The 17,094-nt window shown below is 35.4% G+C and carries 20 protein-coding genes, 2 pseudogenes and 1 other annotated feature (1 of these 23 running past the window's edge); of the genes and pseudogenes, 14 read left to right on the forward strand and 8 right to left on the reverse strand.

Going from position 1 to position 17,094, the window contains the following annotated elements; translation table 11 throughout:
- Window positions 1–209: a binding site (T-box leader), on the forward strand (it extends 42 nt beyond the left edge of the window).
- Between the two features lie 58 nt (window positions 210–267).
- The 13 genes and pseudogenes from BW721_RS10150 to BW721_RS10210 all read left to right on the forward strand — a co-directional run.
- Window positions 268–393, forward strand: a pseudogene (locus tag BW721_RS10150) (SAM-dependent chlorinase/fluorinase); the annotation flags it as partial.
- 120 nt (window positions 394–513) lie between these two features.
- Window positions 514–990, forward strand: coding sequence for a DUF3592 domain-containing protein (locus BW721_RS10155; protein ID WP_156892241.1), 477 nt, complete (start codon window positions 514–516; stop codon window positions 988–990).
- Between the two features lie 49 nt (window positions 991–1,039).
- Window positions 1,040–1,231 carry an NUDIX hydrolase gene (locus BW721_RS12345; RefSeq protein ID WP_076768358.1) on the forward strand — a complete coding sequence of 64 codons (192 nt, stop codon included), beginning with the start codon at window positions 1,040–1,042 and terminating at the stop codon, window positions 1,229–1,231.
- 70 nt (window positions 1,232–1,301) lie between these two features.
- Window positions 1,302–1,583: a metal-sensitive transcriptional regulator gene (locus BW721_RS10165; RefSeq protein WP_076768359.1), complete on the forward strand. Its 282-nt coding sequence runs from the start codon at window positions 1,302–1,304 to the stop codon at window positions 1,581–1,583.
- A gap of 15 nt (window positions 1,584–1,598) precedes the next feature.
- Window positions 1,599–2,930, forward strand: coding sequence for an MATE family efflux transporter (locus tag BW721_RS10170; protein ID WP_076768360.1), 1,332 nt, complete (start codon window positions 1,599–1,601; stop codon window positions 2,928–2,930).
- 285 nt (window positions 2,931–3,215) lie between these two features.
- Entirely contained in the window at window positions 3,216–3,788 is a 573-nt protein-coding gene (locus BW721_RS10175; RefSeq protein ID WP_076768361.1) for a Dps family protein, read from the forward strand.
- Window positions 3,789–3,971: 183 nt separating this feature from the next.
- Window positions 3,972–4,679, forward strand: a complete 708-nt coding sequence (locus BW721_RS10180; protein ID WP_156892242.1) for a Crp/Fnr family transcriptional regulator — start codon at window positions 3,972–3,974, stop codon at window positions 4,677–4,679.
- A gap of 227 nt (window positions 4,680–4,906) precedes the next feature.
- Window positions 4,907–5,244: pseudogene (locus BW721_RS10185) on the forward strand (hypothetical protein).
- Window positions 5,229–6,083, forward strand: a complete 855-nt coding sequence (lgt, locus tag BW721_RS10190; RefSeq protein ID WP_076768363.1) for a prolipoprotein diacylglyceryl transferase — start codon at window positions 5,229–5,231, stop codon at window positions 6,081–6,083. Before BW721_RS10185 ends, lgt begins: the two are co-directional and overlap by 16 nt.
- A 146-nt stretch (window positions 6,084–6,229) precedes the next feature.
- On the forward strand, window positions 6,230–6,463 hold the full coding sequence (locus BW721_RS10195; protein WP_003125439.1) for a heavy-metal-associated domain-containing protein: 234 nt from the start codon (window positions 6,230–6,232) through the stop codon (window positions 6,461–6,463).
- Between the two features lie 319 nt (window positions 6,464–6,782).
- On the forward strand, window positions 6,783–8,687 hold the full coding sequence (locus BW721_RS10200; RefSeq protein ID WP_076768364.1) for a heavy metal translocating P-type ATPase: 1,905 nt from the start codon (window positions 6,783–6,785) through the stop codon (window positions 8,685–8,687).
- Window positions 8,688–8,967: 280 nt separating this feature from the next.
- On the forward strand, window positions 8,968–9,642 hold the full coding sequence (locus BW721_RS10205) for a GNAT family N-acetyltransferase (protein ID WP_076768365.1): 675 nt from the start codon (window positions 8,968–8,970) through the stop codon (window positions 9,640–9,642).
- 233 nt (window positions 9,643–9,875) lie between these two features.
- Window positions 9,876–10,337: a GNAT family N-acetyltransferase gene (locus BW721_RS10210; protein WP_076768366.1), complete on the forward strand. Its 462-nt coding sequence runs from the start codon at window positions 9,876–9,878 to the stop codon at window positions 10,335–10,337.
- Between the two features lie 212 nt (window positions 10,338–10,549).
- Here BW721_RS10210 and BW721_RS10215 read toward each other — a convergent pair whose 3' ends face one another.
- The 4 genes from BW721_RS10215 to BW721_RS10230 form a co-directional block, all read right to left on the reverse strand.
- The gene (locus BW721_RS10215; RefSeq protein ID WP_076768367.1) at window positions 10,550–11,008 is read right to left on the reverse strand and encodes a putative immunity protein; all 459 of its coding nucleotides are present in this window, start codon (window positions 11,006–11,008) and stop codon (window positions 10,550–10,552) included.
- A 179-nt stretch (window positions 11,009–11,187) separates the two neighbouring features.
- A complete protein-coding gene (locus BW721_RS10220) occupies window positions 11,188–11,502 on the reverse strand; it encodes a hypothetical protein (RefSeq protein WP_076768368.1) in 315 nt (104 codons plus the stop codon).
- Window positions 11,502–11,825: a type II toxin-antitoxin system Phd/YefM family antitoxin gene (locus BW721_RS10225; RefSeq protein ID WP_076768369.1), complete on the reverse strand. Its 324-nt coding sequence runs from the start codon at window positions 11,823–11,825 to the stop codon at window positions 11,502–11,504. The genes BW721_RS10220 and BW721_RS10225 overlap by 1 nt, the downstream gene beginning before the upstream one ends.
- A 305-nt stretch (window positions 11,826–12,130) precedes the next feature.
- Entirely contained in the window at window positions 12,131–13,147 is a 1,017-nt protein-coding gene (locus tag BW721_RS10230; protein WP_076768370.1) for an SAP domain-containing protein, read from the reverse strand.
- A gap of 172 nt (window positions 13,148–13,319) precedes the next feature.
- Between BW721_RS10230 and BW721_RS10240 the strand changes: the two genes are divergently transcribed.
- On the forward strand, window positions 13,320–13,835 hold the full coding sequence (locus tag BW721_RS10240; RefSeq protein WP_156892244.1) for a hypothetical protein: 516 nt from the start codon (window positions 13,320–13,322) through the stop codon (window positions 13,833–13,835).
- Window positions 13,836–14,224: 389 nt separating this feature from the next.
- Here BW721_RS10240 and BW721_RS10245 read toward each other — a convergent pair whose 3' ends face one another.
- From BW721_RS10245 to BW721_RS10260, 4 genes are all read right to left on the reverse strand, one after another.
- Complete coding sequence (locus tag BW721_RS10245; RefSeq protein ID WP_076768373.1) at window positions 14,225–14,911, reverse strand: MIP/aquaporin family protein; 687 nt, start codon at window positions 14,909–14,911, stop codon at window positions 14,225–14,227.
- Window positions 14,912–15,031: 120 nt separating this feature from the next.
- Window positions 15,032–15,721 (reverse strand): hypothetical protein, encoded by a 690-nt coding sequence (locus BW721_RS10250; RefSeq protein WP_076768374.1) that lies wholly within the window; start codon window positions 15,719–15,721, stop codon window positions 15,032–15,034.
- A gap of 24 nt (window positions 15,722–15,745) precedes the next feature.
- Window positions 15,746–16,597, reverse strand: coding sequence for an ATP-binding cassette domain-containing protein (locus BW721_RS10255; RefSeq protein WP_076768375.1), 852 nt, complete (start codon window positions 16,595–16,597; stop codon window positions 15,746–15,748).
- Window positions 16,584–16,946 carry a GntR family transcriptional regulator gene (locus BW721_RS10260; protein WP_076768376.1) on the reverse strand — a complete coding sequence of 121 codons (363 nt, stop codon included), beginning with the start codon at window positions 16,944–16,946 and terminating at the stop codon, window positions 16,584–16,586. The genes BW721_RS10255 and BW721_RS10260 overlap by 14 nt, the downstream gene beginning before the upstream one ends.
- Window positions 16,947–17,094: the final 148 nt, after the last annotated feature.

A 17,094-nucleotide genomic window follows, 5' to 3' on the forward strand; every position in this document is an offset into this window, starting at 1 on the left:
AGAGAGCTTCCGCTGGTGGAAAGAAGCAAAATGAACTATTGAACCATGGTCTCAGAGTTTTACTAGTGAGTGGTGCGATAAACAAGCTAGTAACGAAATGGCAGTCGTTAACCTGCTAAAGTCATGTTCGATGATGACTTACTGAGTCAAGTTTGTGCGAGCAGCTTGAAAAGTAAGGTGGTACCACGTTAGCTAACCACGTCCTTACCGTTTATTCGGTATGACGTGGTTTTTTTGTCGAGAAAAAATAAAGGAGGAATTAAACAAGTGAATAAACAATTGGTTTTACAGACGGATTTTGGTTTGGCAGATGGCGCTGTTAGTGCCATGTATGGGGTAGCTCTCAGCGTAAATCCGCAACTCAATATTTATAATTTAACCCATGAAATTCCCCGCAAAATGGCAGTCGTTTTTATAATCCGTTTCAATGAAATAAAGGGAGCCATATGATAGCTTTAAATGGTTAGAAGGTGAATAAAAATGACAACACAAGATATGATCTAACTCGTGGTCATGTTTCTGTTATTATTAGCAATGCTATTTATTAGTATTGCCGTTTGGCTTTGGTCTAATAATCGAGCTATTGAAAGAGGAGCGACTAGAAAAATTCAAGGAGAAGTCGTTGGCTATTCCTACAATGGTAATGGCGGTGGACCACCGATTGTTGCTTTTGAGGTTGATTGTAAAACCTATCGATCCAAGCTTCGTTACCGGAATGATAGGGTCACATCTACAAGCTTTCATAAGGAGGCAGTTGTAATAGGTGATCCACTTGATAAAACGTTCCGGATCAAACGAAATAGATACGTCTCTATGAATCCCTTAGAAAGTCATTTCCCCATTGGCTCAAGACTGACCGTTTATTATAATCCAAATAACCCCCAACAAAACTATGTCGAACGTCACGCAGGTAGTTTAATGCCACCGCTGTTTTTATTAGCGGGTATGATTCTAGTAATTATTAGTGTTGGTTTGTATGTGGTGATTTAAAAGTAAAGTGGAATAAAATCTATATTTTCTTAATACGAATCGCTATGATTTGTGCGGAGGTAGTTTAGAAGAAGGTGAACGATTAGAGGAAGCCGTCATACGCGAAGTGAAGGAAGAAACTGGATTAGACGCTACTATCAAACGACAGCTAGGAGCAGTCTCTTACCGATACCCATGCGATACCCATGGAAATATGAGCATTATACTGACAATGTACATATCGCTATCTTTTATGAAATGACTGCCTCAGACTTAAGTGTATTAGGAAAGATTTTAGAGTTTGATGGACAAGATTCTGTAGGAGGCGTTTTATGACACATCATCCAGATCACAGCAAAGAGAGTATAATTAAACGCCTGAATCGTATTGAAGGTCAAATTGGCGGGATAAAAAACATGATTATTGACGAGCGGCCTTATGACGAGGTGATTGTTCAGTTGAACTCTTCACGATCTGCATTACAAAAGATTAGTCAGATTTTATTGGAAGCTCATGCCGACCATACCTTTAGGGACGCTATTGCGAGCGGTCAAACTGAAAAAGAACTAGAGAGTTTACGTCGTGCTATTAAACAATACAGTAAGATGATTTAGGAAGGTTAATCATTCATGAAAAAATTAAAAGAAAATAAAGTCCTTTCTTTAGCAATTCCAGCCACGATTGAAAATATTTTACAGACACTCGTTGGTTTTATCGACACTCTGATGATTTCTAGAATTGGATTACTGGCCGTAACCGCTGTTGGAGTTGCCAACACTATACTAAATGTCTATTTAGCTGTTTTTATTGCCTTAGGGGTGGGTTCATCTGCTTTAATTGCTCAATATCTAGGAGCAAATAAAGAAAAAGAATCCCAAAAAGTCACCAACCAATCGGTTGTTTTAGCGACTGGTGTAGGCCTTGTTTTCTCTCTTGGCTCTCTTTTCCTTGGAGAACCTTTGTTAGCGACTATGGGTGCTTCAGCTGAAGTTTTAACGTATTCAAAACAATTCTTTTATATTGTTGGCGGAAGTTCAGTCTTTATCTCCCTCATGACTGTATTAGGCAGCATCTTGAGAGCAACTGGAGATACAAAAACACCCATGAAGGTAACAGCTGTCGTAAATATAGGAAATATAATATTAGACTATATTCTCATTTTCGGTTTAGGTCCCATTCCAGCATTAGGTGTGGTTGGAACAGCAATTGGTACTGCGATTTCACGATTAATGGGTACAATTTTGTTGTTAAATAGGGTTCAAAAATCTAGCAGTCCTATAGATTTCTTAACTATATTTAAAAAATCGAATTATCAGTCATTAATTAACCTTACTATTCCAGCTACTCTAGAACGCCTAGTTATGCGCTTAGGTCAAGTTCTTTATTTTGGTTTAATTATAAGTATTGGCGCAAAAACTTTTGCTGCTCATTCGATAGCTGGAAATATTGAGAGCTTCACTTATATGCCTGCATATGGGTTAGCTACAGCAGCAGCTACTTTGGTTGGAAATAGCATTGGGGCAAAGGACTTACCGAAAGCTAACCATTACGCTTATTCATCTGCTAAATACGGAGTGATATTTATGTCCTTTTTAGGCGTCATTTTATTTTTCGGTTCACCATTATTCGCCACACTATTTACCGATGATACAGAAGCAATTAATCAGATAGTAACAGCTCTTAGAATCGATTCATTCGCACAGCCTGTTTTAGCTATCAGTTTGATTACCACTGGTTCATTGCAAGGTATGGGGGATACCAAATCACCTTTGTACAGCACGGCATTTGGCATGTGGGTTATTCGAGTGGTTGGAGTCATTGTATTATCAAAAATATTTAATCTAGGTATAGCCGGTGTGTGGTTGTCAATCGCTATAGACTTATCTTTACGTTCTCTATTTTTAGTCTATAGATTCAAAAATAATATTAAGACCTTAGATAATAAATATCAAAATTTATAAACCAAATTAATACATGAAATTGAATAGAATCATGTATTGCAAAATAAGAGATTAATTTGACAAACCGTCATAAAAATAAAAACCAGTCAAAACTAATAATAATATAGGTATTCCATAAGCTAAAACTCTTATTAATCGATCTACTAAAAATAAATAAAAAAATTCTTTTCTTGATGAGCGTCAATTTTTTTAACGGAAATCTATCCTATACTAAATTCAGTAAAGGAAAAGGAGGAATCAAAGGAAGCTATTTTAAACAAACCAAAATTATAGGAGGAATAGATCATGACTGAAAATAAAGCTTCTCAAGAAAGAACACCCCAAGAAAGATTTCAAGAAGAACAAGAACACAAGGAACATGTCCATCATACAAAAATTAATGCAGCGGCCATTTCGGATCATCTTTTAGGGAACATGCATACTTTACATGTGAAATTGCACCAATATCACTGGTATGTAAAGGGCGCTAATTTCTTCACCCTGCATGAAAAATTTGAAGAATTGTATAATCAAAACGAAGAATGGTTCGACAAACTAGCAGAACGCTTGATTATTTCCGGTCATAAACCGGCTTCAACCACCGCTGAATTTGAAAAATATTCCATGCTTTCAGAAGATGCCATCAATAAATACGCTAAAGCAGAAGACATGGTTGAAAATATTATCGACGATTTCAGAAGTACCCGTGAATTAACGATTCGTGCTATTCGTTTAGTACAAGATGAGGGTGACGATGCTTTAGAAGATACACTGATTGCTTTTAAAAATGACTTAGATAAAAACATTTGGATGCTGCAAGCGTTCATTGGTAAAGAGGCATTGGAAGACGACGATGCGTTTGATGAGGATGAAGATTAGGTTCTTCATAAACATACATTTAAAAATTAAAGATTTTGGGGTTGGGACTCTTTCCAGCTCCTATTTTTTTGCCGTTAAAAAGACTTTTCTTGATGAGCGTCAATTTTTTTGAGCTAGGGGGCCTTTATACTAAATATAGGAAAGTTAAAAAAGGACAATAAACTGATAAAGGGGAAGAACGAATTGACTCAATATACCCAACCACATGCAGCAGGAAACCACTCAGCTTGTATCCGCTTAGTCCCGATATTCAATCATTTGGAGGAAAGCTCGATGGATCGCATCGCTGGAAAAGCTCACACGAATCACTATCAAAAAGGGGAGTTTCTGTTTCGCTCGCAAGAAAAAGATGATGCCTTGTATATTGTGAATCGCGGAAAAGTCCGCATCTATCGCTTGTCTGATTCTGGCAAAGAGCAACTAGTTCGTATTTTGAATCCGGGTGACTTTACGGGAGAATGGACGTTGTTCAATCCTGATACTGTGCACGAGGAATACGCAGAAGCTACTCGAGATACGTCTGTCTGCATGATTCAACAACATGATGTACAAGAGTTTCTAAAAGAGTATCCTGCAATTTCGTTAAAGCTGCTAGGAGAGATATCGCAGCGGTTAGAAAGCTCCGAACGTCAAACCGCACAAGTAGCCGTGGAGAGCGTCATTACCCGGTTAGTTTTGTTTTTGGCAGAAAATGTGGAACCTGAAATGGGCAACTCTCCCACCATCGCCCTGCCGATGGCAAAAAAGGACATTGCTTCCTATTTAGGAACAACACCTGAGACCATCAGTCGCAAATTTGGAGAATTGGAGGACGAGGGATTGATTCAACAGCTGTCTGGGAAAAGGATCAAGATTCAGGATTTAGATGATTTATTGCTTTACAGCGTATAATCGGACACACTTTTTTCTACACGTTGGTGTTCTGGCGCTCTTCATTAACAAGGGGACAGAACTCAGTGCTTTTGCATCCATCTGTCCGTTTTTGGCTTTTTTAAGACAGAACGACCTTCATTCATTGGAAAAATAAAAGCACAAACATGATAACCCTCAATTTTTTTGTTTTATTTTTCTTTAAGATAGGGTTGTCGAACAAAACGTAAAAATAAATAGGGGTGAATGTGCATTATTTTTGGGTAATCGTTGCCATCACGTTGTCAGCAGCGGGTGCATTCTTTGTCGTCCCTTTCACCAAGAACACGATTGGCGGCGAAGCAAAAACGTCTAACGTGTTGAGGCAGATAGGTTAGCTATGGAAAAAGAAGAGGAAGTTGTAAAAGGAGCCGGCGTAATCGGACACGGAAAAGTGGCGTATTACGAAGCGAGTGACCAGGGAGATAAAAGTGTATTCACTGTTTGGTTTCCATGGAGCTTAGCCGGAATCTTGTTCAGCATCACCCTGACTAGAATGACGCGAAAAATTGAAGAAATGGAGCAAATAGAATGGAATTCGTATTAGGCGTTTTGAATCCCCATGCGGTGGAGATTGGTTCTGTTGTGATTCATTGGTATGGAGTCATTATTGCAGTGGGCATATTAGCGGCTCTCCAGTTGAGCACCAAGGAAGCAAAGAAAAAAGGACTGGAAGAGGATACCATTATCGATATGGCCTTATGGGCAATTCCGATTGGACTCCTCGGCGCTCGGCTTTATTATGTGTTATTTGAACTTGGTTATTATCTGCAAAATCCAGGACAAATCCTTGCGATTTGGAATGGCGGCATTGCGATTTATGGGGGATTGATTGCAGGAGGGGGTACGCTATATTGGTATGCAAAGAAAAAAGGTACTTCTTTGGCACTCGTTCTTGATATTTTAGCGCCCAATGTATTGTTAGCCCAGTCCATTGGTCGTTGGGGCAATTTTATGAATCAGGAAGCTCATGGTGGACCGGTTACTCGTCAATTCTTGGAAAATCTTTATTTACCTGAATTTATCATTGAACAAATGAATATCAAAGGTACCTACTACCATCCGACTTTTTTATACGAGTCATTGTGGAGTTTGTTGGGCTTTGTCCTCATCGTCACTATACGGAACCGAAAACAGCTTTTGCGTCAAGGAGAAGTCGCTTTGAGTTACGTTTTGTGGTACTCAGTGGGTCGGTTCTTCATTGAAGGTATGCGAACGGACAGTTTATGGATTGGCGAGTGGATCCGCGTTTCGCAAGCCTTGTCCCTGGCCCTGTTTATTGGCGCGATTGTAGTATGGTTTATACGCAGACAAGACTATCCACCAATTTCTTATTATTCTGATGGCAATAAGGGGCAGAAAAAGACTATTAAGATGGTGAATTGAGCAAAAAGATAAAAAGAAGTGCAAAACTTGATATGCGTCAATTTTCGTTTGCTAAAAGTGAGCTATACTACAGTTGTAAAGAGGAAAAGGCAGTGTTCATTAATCTGCTGCCGATAAAATAAAAACACATAAAGGAGATAGGAATTATGGAAAAAGCTATATTGCAATTAGAAACGTTGTCTTGTCCAAGTTGTATGCAAAAAATTGAAGGTGCCTTGAAATCAGTTAACGGTATTGATAAAGACAGCATTAAAGTATTATTCAACTCCAGCAAAGTCAAAACCAATTTTGATTCAGCTGTCACTTCGATTGAAGAGATTCAAAAAGCTATCGAAAACGTAGGCTATCCGGTCCTTAAAGCAAAAGTCAAGGCCGCTTAACAGATTAAATGAACTAGGCAATTCTGGAAGAAAAGCTATTTTTCTGGGATTGCTTTTTTGTTGCAATCCGATTCGAGGTGCTTAGAAACGATAAAAGAGAACGTTCTAGACTTGATAGCCGTAAATTTTTATTCGATAAAAAGAGGGTATCGTTATAACTGTAAAGAGGAATAAGTGTCATTGAGGCTGTTAGATCAAAAAAATAGTGAAAAGGGACACGTATTTTTTCAAAACTTGATGTCAGTCAATTAATTACTTAGGCAATTATCTTATACTGTGTTTATCAATAAAAGAGAAATTAAATTTGGAGGGAAAAAGCATGCAACAATATATATTAAGCAAGAAAAATGTTATCACCGTCATCAGTGGATTGTTAATCGCACTCGGTTTCTTCAGTCACTTTGTTTTAGAAAACGTAGGACTTTCAGAGTGGTCTTTGATCATCGCCTCTGTCTTTGGGATTACGCCAATTGCCATTCAAGCGTTTCAAGCAATAAAAGTCAAAGTCATCAGTATTGATGTCTTAGTCAGTATTGCAGCGATTGGTGCGCTTTTTATTCAAAATTATGAAGAATCGGCTATTGTCACATTCTTATTCTTATTCGGACACTACTTGGAACAACGAACATTGAACCAAACGCGATCTGCTATCAAAGAATTGACTGAAATGGCACCCGAAAGCGCCTTGAAACAAATGGATAATGGCGAATTTGAAGAAGTAGAAGTGGATGATGTAGATGAAGGGGATATCTTGCTCGTTAAAACGGGTGCGAAAATTCCAGTGGATGGCACAGTCCTTACGGGTGAAGGGCATATCAATGAAGCTAGCATTACAGGGGAAGCTGTTCCGGTCAACAAGCTAGCTGATGCAGAAGTTTTTGCAGGAACCATTTTAGAAAACGGAACGATTCAAATCAGAGCTGACCGAGTTGGTGAGGACACCACATTTGGAAAAATTATTGAACTCGTGGAAGAAGCACAAGATTCTAAATCCGAAGCGGAACGGTTCATTGATCGCTTTTCTAAATACTACACACCAGCTGTCTTGGTTCTGGCAATTGTTGTATGGGCGTTCAGTCAAAATATTGAGTTAGCAATCACCATCTTGGTTCTAGGTTGCCCAGGCGCATTAGTTATCGGAGTGCCTGTCTCAAACGTTGCCGGTATTGGGAATGGTGCTCGTAACGGTGTTCTTTTAAAAGGGAGCGAAGTCATTCAAGACTTCAGCAATGTGGATACAATTGTATTTGATAAGACAGGTACTTTAACTGTCGGAAACCCAACCGTTGCAGCGACTGAACTGTATGAAAAAGATTCTGCTGAAACGCTTGCCTATCTGGCCAGTGTGGAACGGGAATCCGATCATCCATTAGCAAAAGCGGTCTTAAATCAAATTGGAGAAACAAACTTTTATCCTGTTGAAAGAACTGAAGTCGTGAAAGGCGGCGGAATCGTTTCAAGTGTAGCTGGACATAGAGTGGCTGTTGGGAATGTGGCCTTGATGGAAAAAGAAAATGTCACTCTCAGCAAAAAAGTGCAAAAAGATGTCAAACGGTTTGAACAACAAGGGAACTCTCTCGTTTTGACAGCGGTCGACGGTGAATTAAAAGTACTGATGGGCATTCGCGATCAAGTCCGTCCGGGTGTGAAAGCTAATTTGCAGGAATTAAAAGACTTGGGCGTGAAAAATCTAGTCGTTCTTTCAGGAGATAACCAAGGAACCGTTGATGTGGTCGCCGGCGAACTGGGTTTGACCGAAGCTCACGGCCACATGTTGCCGGAAGACAAATCGGCTTATATCGGAAAACTTCAACAACGTGGTCAAATTGTAGCCTTTGTTGGAGATGGCGTTAACGATAGTCCGTCCTTAGCTTTAGCAGACATTGGCATCGCAATGGGAAACGGAACGGACGTAGCGATTGAAACATCCGATGTCGTTTTAATGAACTCGAACTTCAGCAACTTACCTCACGCATTAGGATTAGTAAAAGCCACCGCAAATAATATGAAACAAAATATCGTGATTGCAATTGGAGTAGTGTTGATCTTGTTGACCAGCGTCTTCTTCAGCGAATGGATGAATATGTCTATCGGAATGTTGGTTCATGAAGGTAGTATCTTGGTGGTGATTTTCAACGGCATGAGATTAATGAAGTATAAGTTGAAAGGTCGAAAAGAACAAAAAGAAGTATCAGCACCTGCAGAGAAAGTAAAAATATCTTAAGAATAAATTAGAAGAGGCTGAGACAATAGTCCATCCTTGAAATGACAAAAGCGGAAACTCAGATTTTTAAATCTGGGATTTTCCGCTTTTTTGAGTTCTTGAAAAAAATAAGAGTATAGAGTATGCTCTTTATAAAATTAATTTTCGTGTAAATGATTAAAAAATTTAATAATAAAATTTAAATTCCTATTAAGTTGTAACACATGAAATTACATAGTTTCATGTATCTAAATTAATACATCCTATTCTGATATAATAATTAGCAAAGGAGTTATATAGAATGAATAAACAAATTAATTACTATATTACGCACTATCATAAGGATTTTGAAGATAGTTGGATTAGATGTAAAGCTTTATCATACTTATATAGTCGTTTTAATGACCAAATTGAAGCTAAAAAAGACACCTATTCTTCTGAGGAGGGTTATTTAGAAGCTATAGAATTAGTTGCATTAAATCAAGATGATGTTGTTATTGGAATTCTTGATATTGGTATTTTTGACGATGAGCAAAATAAAAGTTACCCATATGTAAAACATTTAAATAAAGGATCTTATATGGATATAATTGCTGTTCATCCGGATTATCAAAAATTAGGAATTGCTCAAGCTCTAATAAAGGAAGCTTTGACAATATTAAGGGAAAAAAGAATCGAGTATGTAGCTATATTTACTCGAGATGATAAACCGGCTAATAACCTCTATCAGAAAATAGGTGCATCCTTATTAACAAAAAACCATCGAGTTAAAGGGACTTTAAAAAATACAGATGAATACATTGGTTCTTTTTTAGTAAACAATGAAGCTGAAAAAATAGAGGTTTTAGACACTAAAGGTAATGAGCTGCCCTATGTTTATGATTCAGGATACTACTGGGTTTACAATCCACAGAATCTAGACTTGTTTGATATTGAAGACTGTATGGTAGAACATTCTTATGCGTTGTATCTGTGATCTTGTATTTTACAGAGTGGTATATCGGACCCAGTGAAAGTTATATTAGCAGAACCTTATTTAATTTTAGGTATGAAAAGCAGACTTATTTTTATAGTTAAAACTTCAAACAGATAAAAATCATCTAATAAATGAAATTAGATAGTTTCTTGTACTAAAAATAAAGATATAATATTTTTGATAGAGTAAATATAGAATAATTTTTAATCAAAAAATAAGTAAGGGAGGAAAAAATGGACATTAAAATTGATAAGTTAAGTCAACAAAATGCTGTAAAAATTGCTGATGAATGGAAATATGATGGTGAGTATTCTTTTTATAATATGACAGAAGATCCTGAGGATTACGAAGAAATAATCTCACCTATATTAAGAGAGAACAACTATTTTCAAGTTATAAGAAATAATGAATTGTTTGGCTTCTTTGTCTTAGAACAGACTGATGATATAGTAAATATGGGAGTAGGTATTAAACCAGAATTGACGGGAAATAGATTAGGTGTGCAATTTATCTCATTGATTTTGGATTTTATTAAGGAAAATTATTCCATACCGGCTGTACGTTTAGGGGTAGCAAAGTTCAATATAAGAGCTCAAAAAGTATATGAAAAAGTAGGTTTTACTAAAACTAGAGAATATCAGCAACCCACAAATGGAACTACGTATACTTTTGTAGAAATGGAATTTATTTTTTAGTTTTTCCCCAAATACATGAAATTATATAAAATCTTGTGTTCCAAACCTTGTGTAATCAAGCTTATTTTTCATCTTAAAAAGAAAAAAGATAGAGCATAAAATCTACTCTATCTTAATCTTGTCAGCCCTTCTAGCACTTTTTCTGAGTTTGTCATAATTAGCATTAAGACAAACTCATTTATTGAATTTGAAGAGGTTATTTTAATATCTTTTTATAAAAATTTATTTATTTCATTAAGTTGCCATTCTCGTTCAAGAGTAATTGACTCTAAATCATTAGAACTCATTAATCCTATAGTCTTTACTGCGTAATCAGAAGCTACCATTGCGTGTTCTTTCATATGGCCACTTCCTACAGCTTGGCCAACTACCCTTAATGCAGTTTTACTTATTTCTGAATCACTTTCACGAGCAATTTTGTGGATTTTGAAACCTGCTTGTCTTACATCGTACATTCTGGCTTCTTTTATTTGCCATAATTCATTTATCCTAAATCCTTCTTCTATCTCATTTATTGATTTATAATCTATATTAACAATTTTCAAGATATGTTTTGCCATTGATAAAGACCATTTTGCTACGTTTATCTGATTCATATTTTCATATATTTCATCAATTTCTTTTCTCAGTTCATTATTATCTATTATTTTTATTTTTGGTTTTGTTGGCATGGTAACACCTCCTTGAATACAAACAATTCTACTGAATTCTTGTTGGGATAAACTCAGACCTACCAATTTAAAATACACTATTTTAGATAAAATCATGTATTTAAAAAGAGAGGTAGCCGCTAAAAATAAGCGGCTACCTCTCTTAAAATTAGTCCTGTAAAAGATTTTTTATTTCAATTTCAGAGATGCTTTTTTCGTCTTTTTTCAGCGGTTAAAAATACTTTTTCTTCTTCTCTTTTGCCAATGGCCACAATCTCAATAATTTCTATTTGATTGTCTGTTGTTGGTTTAAAGATGAGACGAATACCTAATTTTTGGTTCTTTAATTCTTTAAACCCGGCTAATTTTGAATACGTTGTATTTCCAAGATCTTTCCCAATTTCAGATCCTCGGATCCTTAACCGTTCTCCAGCAGCATCTACCCATTGTTTTAACATGCCGTCTAATTTTTTATAGTCTTTTTCTGCTTCTTTCCAAAAAAACACCTTTGCCATTAATCAAATAGATCCTTATCGGATAAAGCAGCAAATGGGTTATGCTCTTGATTTGATTCAATCACTTCAGTAGCTGAAATGAGTTCGCCTGGTCCGGCTGTTACTCGATCATTTAATTGACTATAAAATAGTTTATTTTCCAGTTCGTTGTAATCTTTCACTAATTTTTCATACACGGCATTACTGAGAATAACGGCTTCAGGTTTATTATGGTTAAAAATAAAGGTTGGCTCTCCTGTTTTACTCGTGTCTTTTATAATTTTTGAAAAGTCTTTTTTAGCTTCTGTGATCGATTTTGTTTTTACATCTACCATTTTCAACATACGAAGCACCTCACTTTTTTATTTGTATAATTATTGTAACACAAAAAAGACCTTAATTAAAGCCTTAATAAAGGTCTTTTTTATATTTCTAAATACATGAAAAAGTTTATAATCGTGTATTCAGAATCTTGTACAATCAAGGTTCTCATTCATCCTAAAAAAGAAAAAATATAGCTAGTACTACCGTAGACATAATTGACAGAAAAAAATTAAATGTATACCTTTTATTGCTGGATTTTATAATTAAGTTAGCCACCTAAGCTAAAATATGATTTTTTTATCTTTAGGATGTTAAATTCAATAGTTCAATATTCTTTAATATCAGAAATTAGCATATAGTGTTTAACAGGAATATGTTCTATATAAAAGTCACCACTAATATATTTTTCAATATATCCTTGAGTCTTTATATAATCAATATTACAAATAGTCTCTCTAAGATCATCTATCTCGTCTAAAAATATTAACTCTAAATCATATCCCTCGAAATCAAATAAACCTAAAGCTCGGTCAAACAAATAATCAAATTTCTTTTTATCTATATTACCTACAGTAATTAATCTATCTATATCGCTATAATCAACTCTTGTTACACCAAAACGAATTTTTCTAGTTACATCATAAAGTTTGATTATTATCAGTAATAGATAATAGACAAGGGCTTGTTCGTAGTTCTTGTAGTAAACTTCTAAATGGTGCCCTTTCACTTTTAAACATTCTCTAAGTGGAAAGCTAAGCGGAAAGAGCCATTTCTTTTTAGAGTATTCTTCAATTAAAATATCTAATACACCTAGTTTCAATTCTTCAAAACGGATTGGATACTGGAATGATTTCCTATATCTCGCAGCCATATAAACTGGGAAATATTTATCTTTATGTGCTGATACAATGTGTTCATTATACTCAAGGATTTTCTCCCCCTCATCTGTCAACTTAAAAACTTCAGGAATATTTGAAAGGTGTATGTCGTTATCTAATAGTCGTTGTACGAGCTCTTTCTTTATTCCTTTAGACTCGATTTTATTATGTTTTAGTAATTCACTTAACTGTGCAACTGTCAGGGCATTGAGCTGCTCATGATAGTTACCATGTTCTAAAAAGTTTTTATTAAGTAATCTATCAATAGATTTAGCAACATCAACAGCATAACTACTATAAAAGTAGTTAGAAATTATTTTTTCAGCGCTTTTTGCTATATGTCTACCTCTTTTGATAGAATGAACTGACTGGAATCTATTATTATTTATTAGGGGTTGAAAAGATGAAGTGCATATTTTGTAATGAGATAAAAGAAGAACAAATATTATTAGAAACAGCTTCATTCAAAGTTATTTTTGATAGTGATCCAATACAGTTAGGACACTTATTAATCATTTCTAAGATTAATAAAGTACTTAAGTTTATTTTGAGAGGCGGATTAACTGTTTATGGTAGTATAATTTATATAAATAACGCATTCGTTTACGAAGTTTATTTTATTGGGAGGAACAGATATTGATGAAAAAATATGGACTTTATGCATTTCATTTATTGTTGTTATTGCTGGTTGTTCAAGTGGTTTGGGTGCTTATTTGGAATTATTTCTTTTTCTTGTTTTCCATGGTTGCTCTTTTAATTCCATGGCTTTTATATCCCGAGTATTTTGAAAGGCGCAACTACCAGTATAATTCTTACATTTTATTGCCGCTTACCTTTACCCTCTCAATCGTTTTCTCACGTTTTTTTCATCTGATAGTACTTTACATAGCAAAGCCAGGAATAAACAGAATTACAATTCCTGTTGCCTTACTCTTTTACGCTCTGCCTAGCTTTATCTTTAATGAATACTGGGAAATGAGAAGAGAGTATATAAATAAGCTGAATGCAAGACGGATTTTCATCGACATAGTAATCATCCTCGTTGTTTTGTTGATGGTATATATTTTTTATAATACACTTCCATGGACAGTTAATTGGGCACCAGAAGAAATACCTTATTTAAAGTCAGGAGAAGCCTACTTTGGAAGGTAAAGGCTATGAGTATTGAGTGGTGCTATTCCTCATTGTAAACACTTGACTGTCTTTAGGTATAATCAGAAAATAAAAAACCTATCAAACCGCATTAGCGAATGATATGCTCCCCCTAAAGTAGACACTTGAAAAAGTAAAACTACTTTAGGGGGAGTTTTTATGCGTTCGGCTATGGTAAAATGAGTGTAATTCATGACGATTCCTCCGTTCGAATGTTAGTGTGGTAACTTCATTCTACACGAGGGCGTCATGGGTTTCTTTTATTTTCCCCTAAGTGTTGCACTTAATATTACAATTCATCACAAAAAATAAAAAGATGATTGAGTTTTTTAGAACTCAATCATCTTTTTGATTAGCTGAGATATTTTGTCCCAACCTCGATTTTGTTATTATTCTACTTCTACTCCAGGAGTACCTGCTTCAGAATCTAATACAAAGCGTGCGACTACTGCAGCTAGAGCGCCACCTAAAAGTGTTGATACGGTGTACATCCATAGTTGTGATAGCGCAGTTCCGCCCACTAAGATTGCTGGACCAAAGCTACGAGCTGGGTTTAATGAAGCACCTGATGTTGTTCCGCCCATTAAGATCATAGCAGCTAATGTTAAACCAATAATAAGTCCTGCGAAATGTGAATCGCCATTTTTTCCAGTTGAAACTAGAATAACTAAGACAAAGATAAAGGTTAAAACAAGTTCAATCATAAATCCACCAAATAATGTTACGCCGTCAGCCAATACGTTAGCGCCAAGATTTGTTAATTCATAGCCTGATTGAGACAAAAATAATTTTAGCGTTAGTGAACCAGCTAGAGCGCCGGCTAACTGAGCGACAATATACGTTACTAATAATTGCAAATTAATGCGTTTATTGACATACATAGCTAAACTTACCGCCGGGTTTATATGTGCACCGGAAATGGTACCAATGCTATATGCCATAGCTACAAGAGCCAGACCAAAAGCAAGTCCAATTCCTAATAATCCTGAACCACCGTCTCCTAGGACGATTGTTCCCGTTCCAATAAGAACAAGTACGAATGTACCAATAAATTCTGCGATACCTTTTTTAAGCATAGATAAATCTCCTTCTGTATAAAATATTACTGCAAAAACCATTATAGCCTATTATTAAAATTTAATGAAACAAAAAGGCAGCTTAATTTAAAATAAGTCTGCCTTTAGTACTCCTATGGATTAATCTTGTACTTCTGTTGTTGAAATAAAGAAATAGTAAACACCAATTAATCCAGCTAGAATTGCAGCAGTAAAGAATGCCTTGTATGCAGTGATGAAATCAATGGTGTTAATAATCATTTCAAAGATAAAAGGACTTTCTATTGAGCTTAAAGATGAAATGGTTAAAACAAACAAAGCGAAAAGAACAGCAATAGGTATAAAAATTTTTGATTTAAAGCGATAAATGGCTAGGGTAAAGCTTGCTAGTAATAACGTTCCTAAAAATTCATAAACAATATAAGCTAGAGAGAGATACTCTTTACCGATAATAGCAAAATAATTTGAAATTGAGCCAGCCCAATCTACTTCAGAAATGCCTGTAGCAGCTGAAACAAAGATGGATAAAATGCTATAAGTGATTAACTGGGAGATAAAGTAGGTTCGTCTGGAGACACCTAACCGTATTGAAGTATCAAAAAATAATGTACCATCCCATACGGTATAGATAAGTGAAAATAAAAGCAGAGGTGCTGCTATAAGAAATAAGATAGTTACCCATATTGGTTGATCCGAGATTGAAGTCAGTATGGTTTGACCATAAAAATAAGAGATAGCAAGTGTAAGCGCAATTCCCACATAAGAAATGATAACGGCATATAAGAGTGATTTTTTGATGTTTGATAACTGAAATTTAACTGTACGGTTCATAATATCCTCCTTAAGTAAATTCTATTAGTTTTGCATAAGTTCATTAAATAACTGTTGTAGGTTTATCGGTTTAACTTCTCCGCCATTAGCTTTAATTGTATTGATATCATCATCGGATAGGTCATCATAAATGATTTGTTCAGTACGAGATCCAAAAGTAGTTTCGCTGATGACAACTTTGTTTTCCAATTGATAATTAGAAACGAGATGTGATTTTAATTGAATACGTTCTAATGTGTCAGCAATCAAAATAGCAGAATCTTTTAGAATGACAACATCTGTTAAATAGTTTTCAACCTCTTGGATTAAATGTGTTGATAACATAAATAATCGTGGATGATCGGCATAATCTTCCATCATAAACTGGAAAAAAGTTTGTCGATTAACAGAATCTAAACCATTAGTAGGCTCATCTAAAATCGTAATAGGTGCACGGGTCGCGAGACCAATTGTATTTTGAACGAGTGTTTTATTTCCGGTTGATAGTTTAGAGAACTTTTGCTTTGTTGAAATACCGTATCGTTCTAGCATTGATTCTGCATAGTCTTGATCAAATGAGTCGTACATCATGCGGTATTCCTTGAGTAAGTCTTTAATCTTACCTTGGTAAAAGCTATTGTACTTATTTACTTCGCCACCAGAGTAAACCATATTTTTCAAAAGCTTATCATTATTTTTCGTAATTTCACCATTTAGTTCAATTTGACCTTGGTAACGTGTAATCATATTAAAAATAATTTTCATGAGTGTTGTTTTTCCGACACCATTACGACCTAGAATGCCATAAACGCCTTCTGGGTTATCAAAATTTATCGTAATGTCATTCAATACGACGTGACTCCCATATTTTTTCGTGATGTTTTTAAGCTTCAACATTATAATCACTCCTAATCATTTCAAGTAATTCATCCTTCGTTATCTTTAATTGTTTAGCTTCATTCAAAAAATCAGGTAATAAGTTTTTTGTGAAATCATCTTTCCGCTGATTGACGATAATTGTTTTAGCCTCTTCTGTAACGAACATACCTAACCCTCGCTTTTTATATAAAATCCCTTGAGCAACGAGCTCATTCAATCCTTTCCCCGCAGTAGCAGGGTTCACATTCATTGATTTGGAGAACTCATTCATGGATGGAACTTTATCATCTGTAACTAAACGGTTACTAATGATCTCGTTTTCTATAAACTGTGAAATCTGTAGATAAATAGGAATATTTGAATCCAACGATAGCGCCTCCTATATAATGGTTTGTTGGTTAGTTAGTCGACTAACTAACCGATGAACTAATTTTATATGAGAATTATTAAAATTGCAACTTTTATTTTAATGACTACACGGTCATCCAAATGTATCATGCTTGTAAGCTGATAAA

Origin of the sequence: Jeotgalibaca sp. PTS2502, assembly GCF_001975685.1 — a bacterium.
Classification (GTDB): Bacteria; Bacillota; Bacilli; order Lactobacillales; family Aerococcaceae; genus Jeotgalibaca; species Jeotgalibaca arthritidis.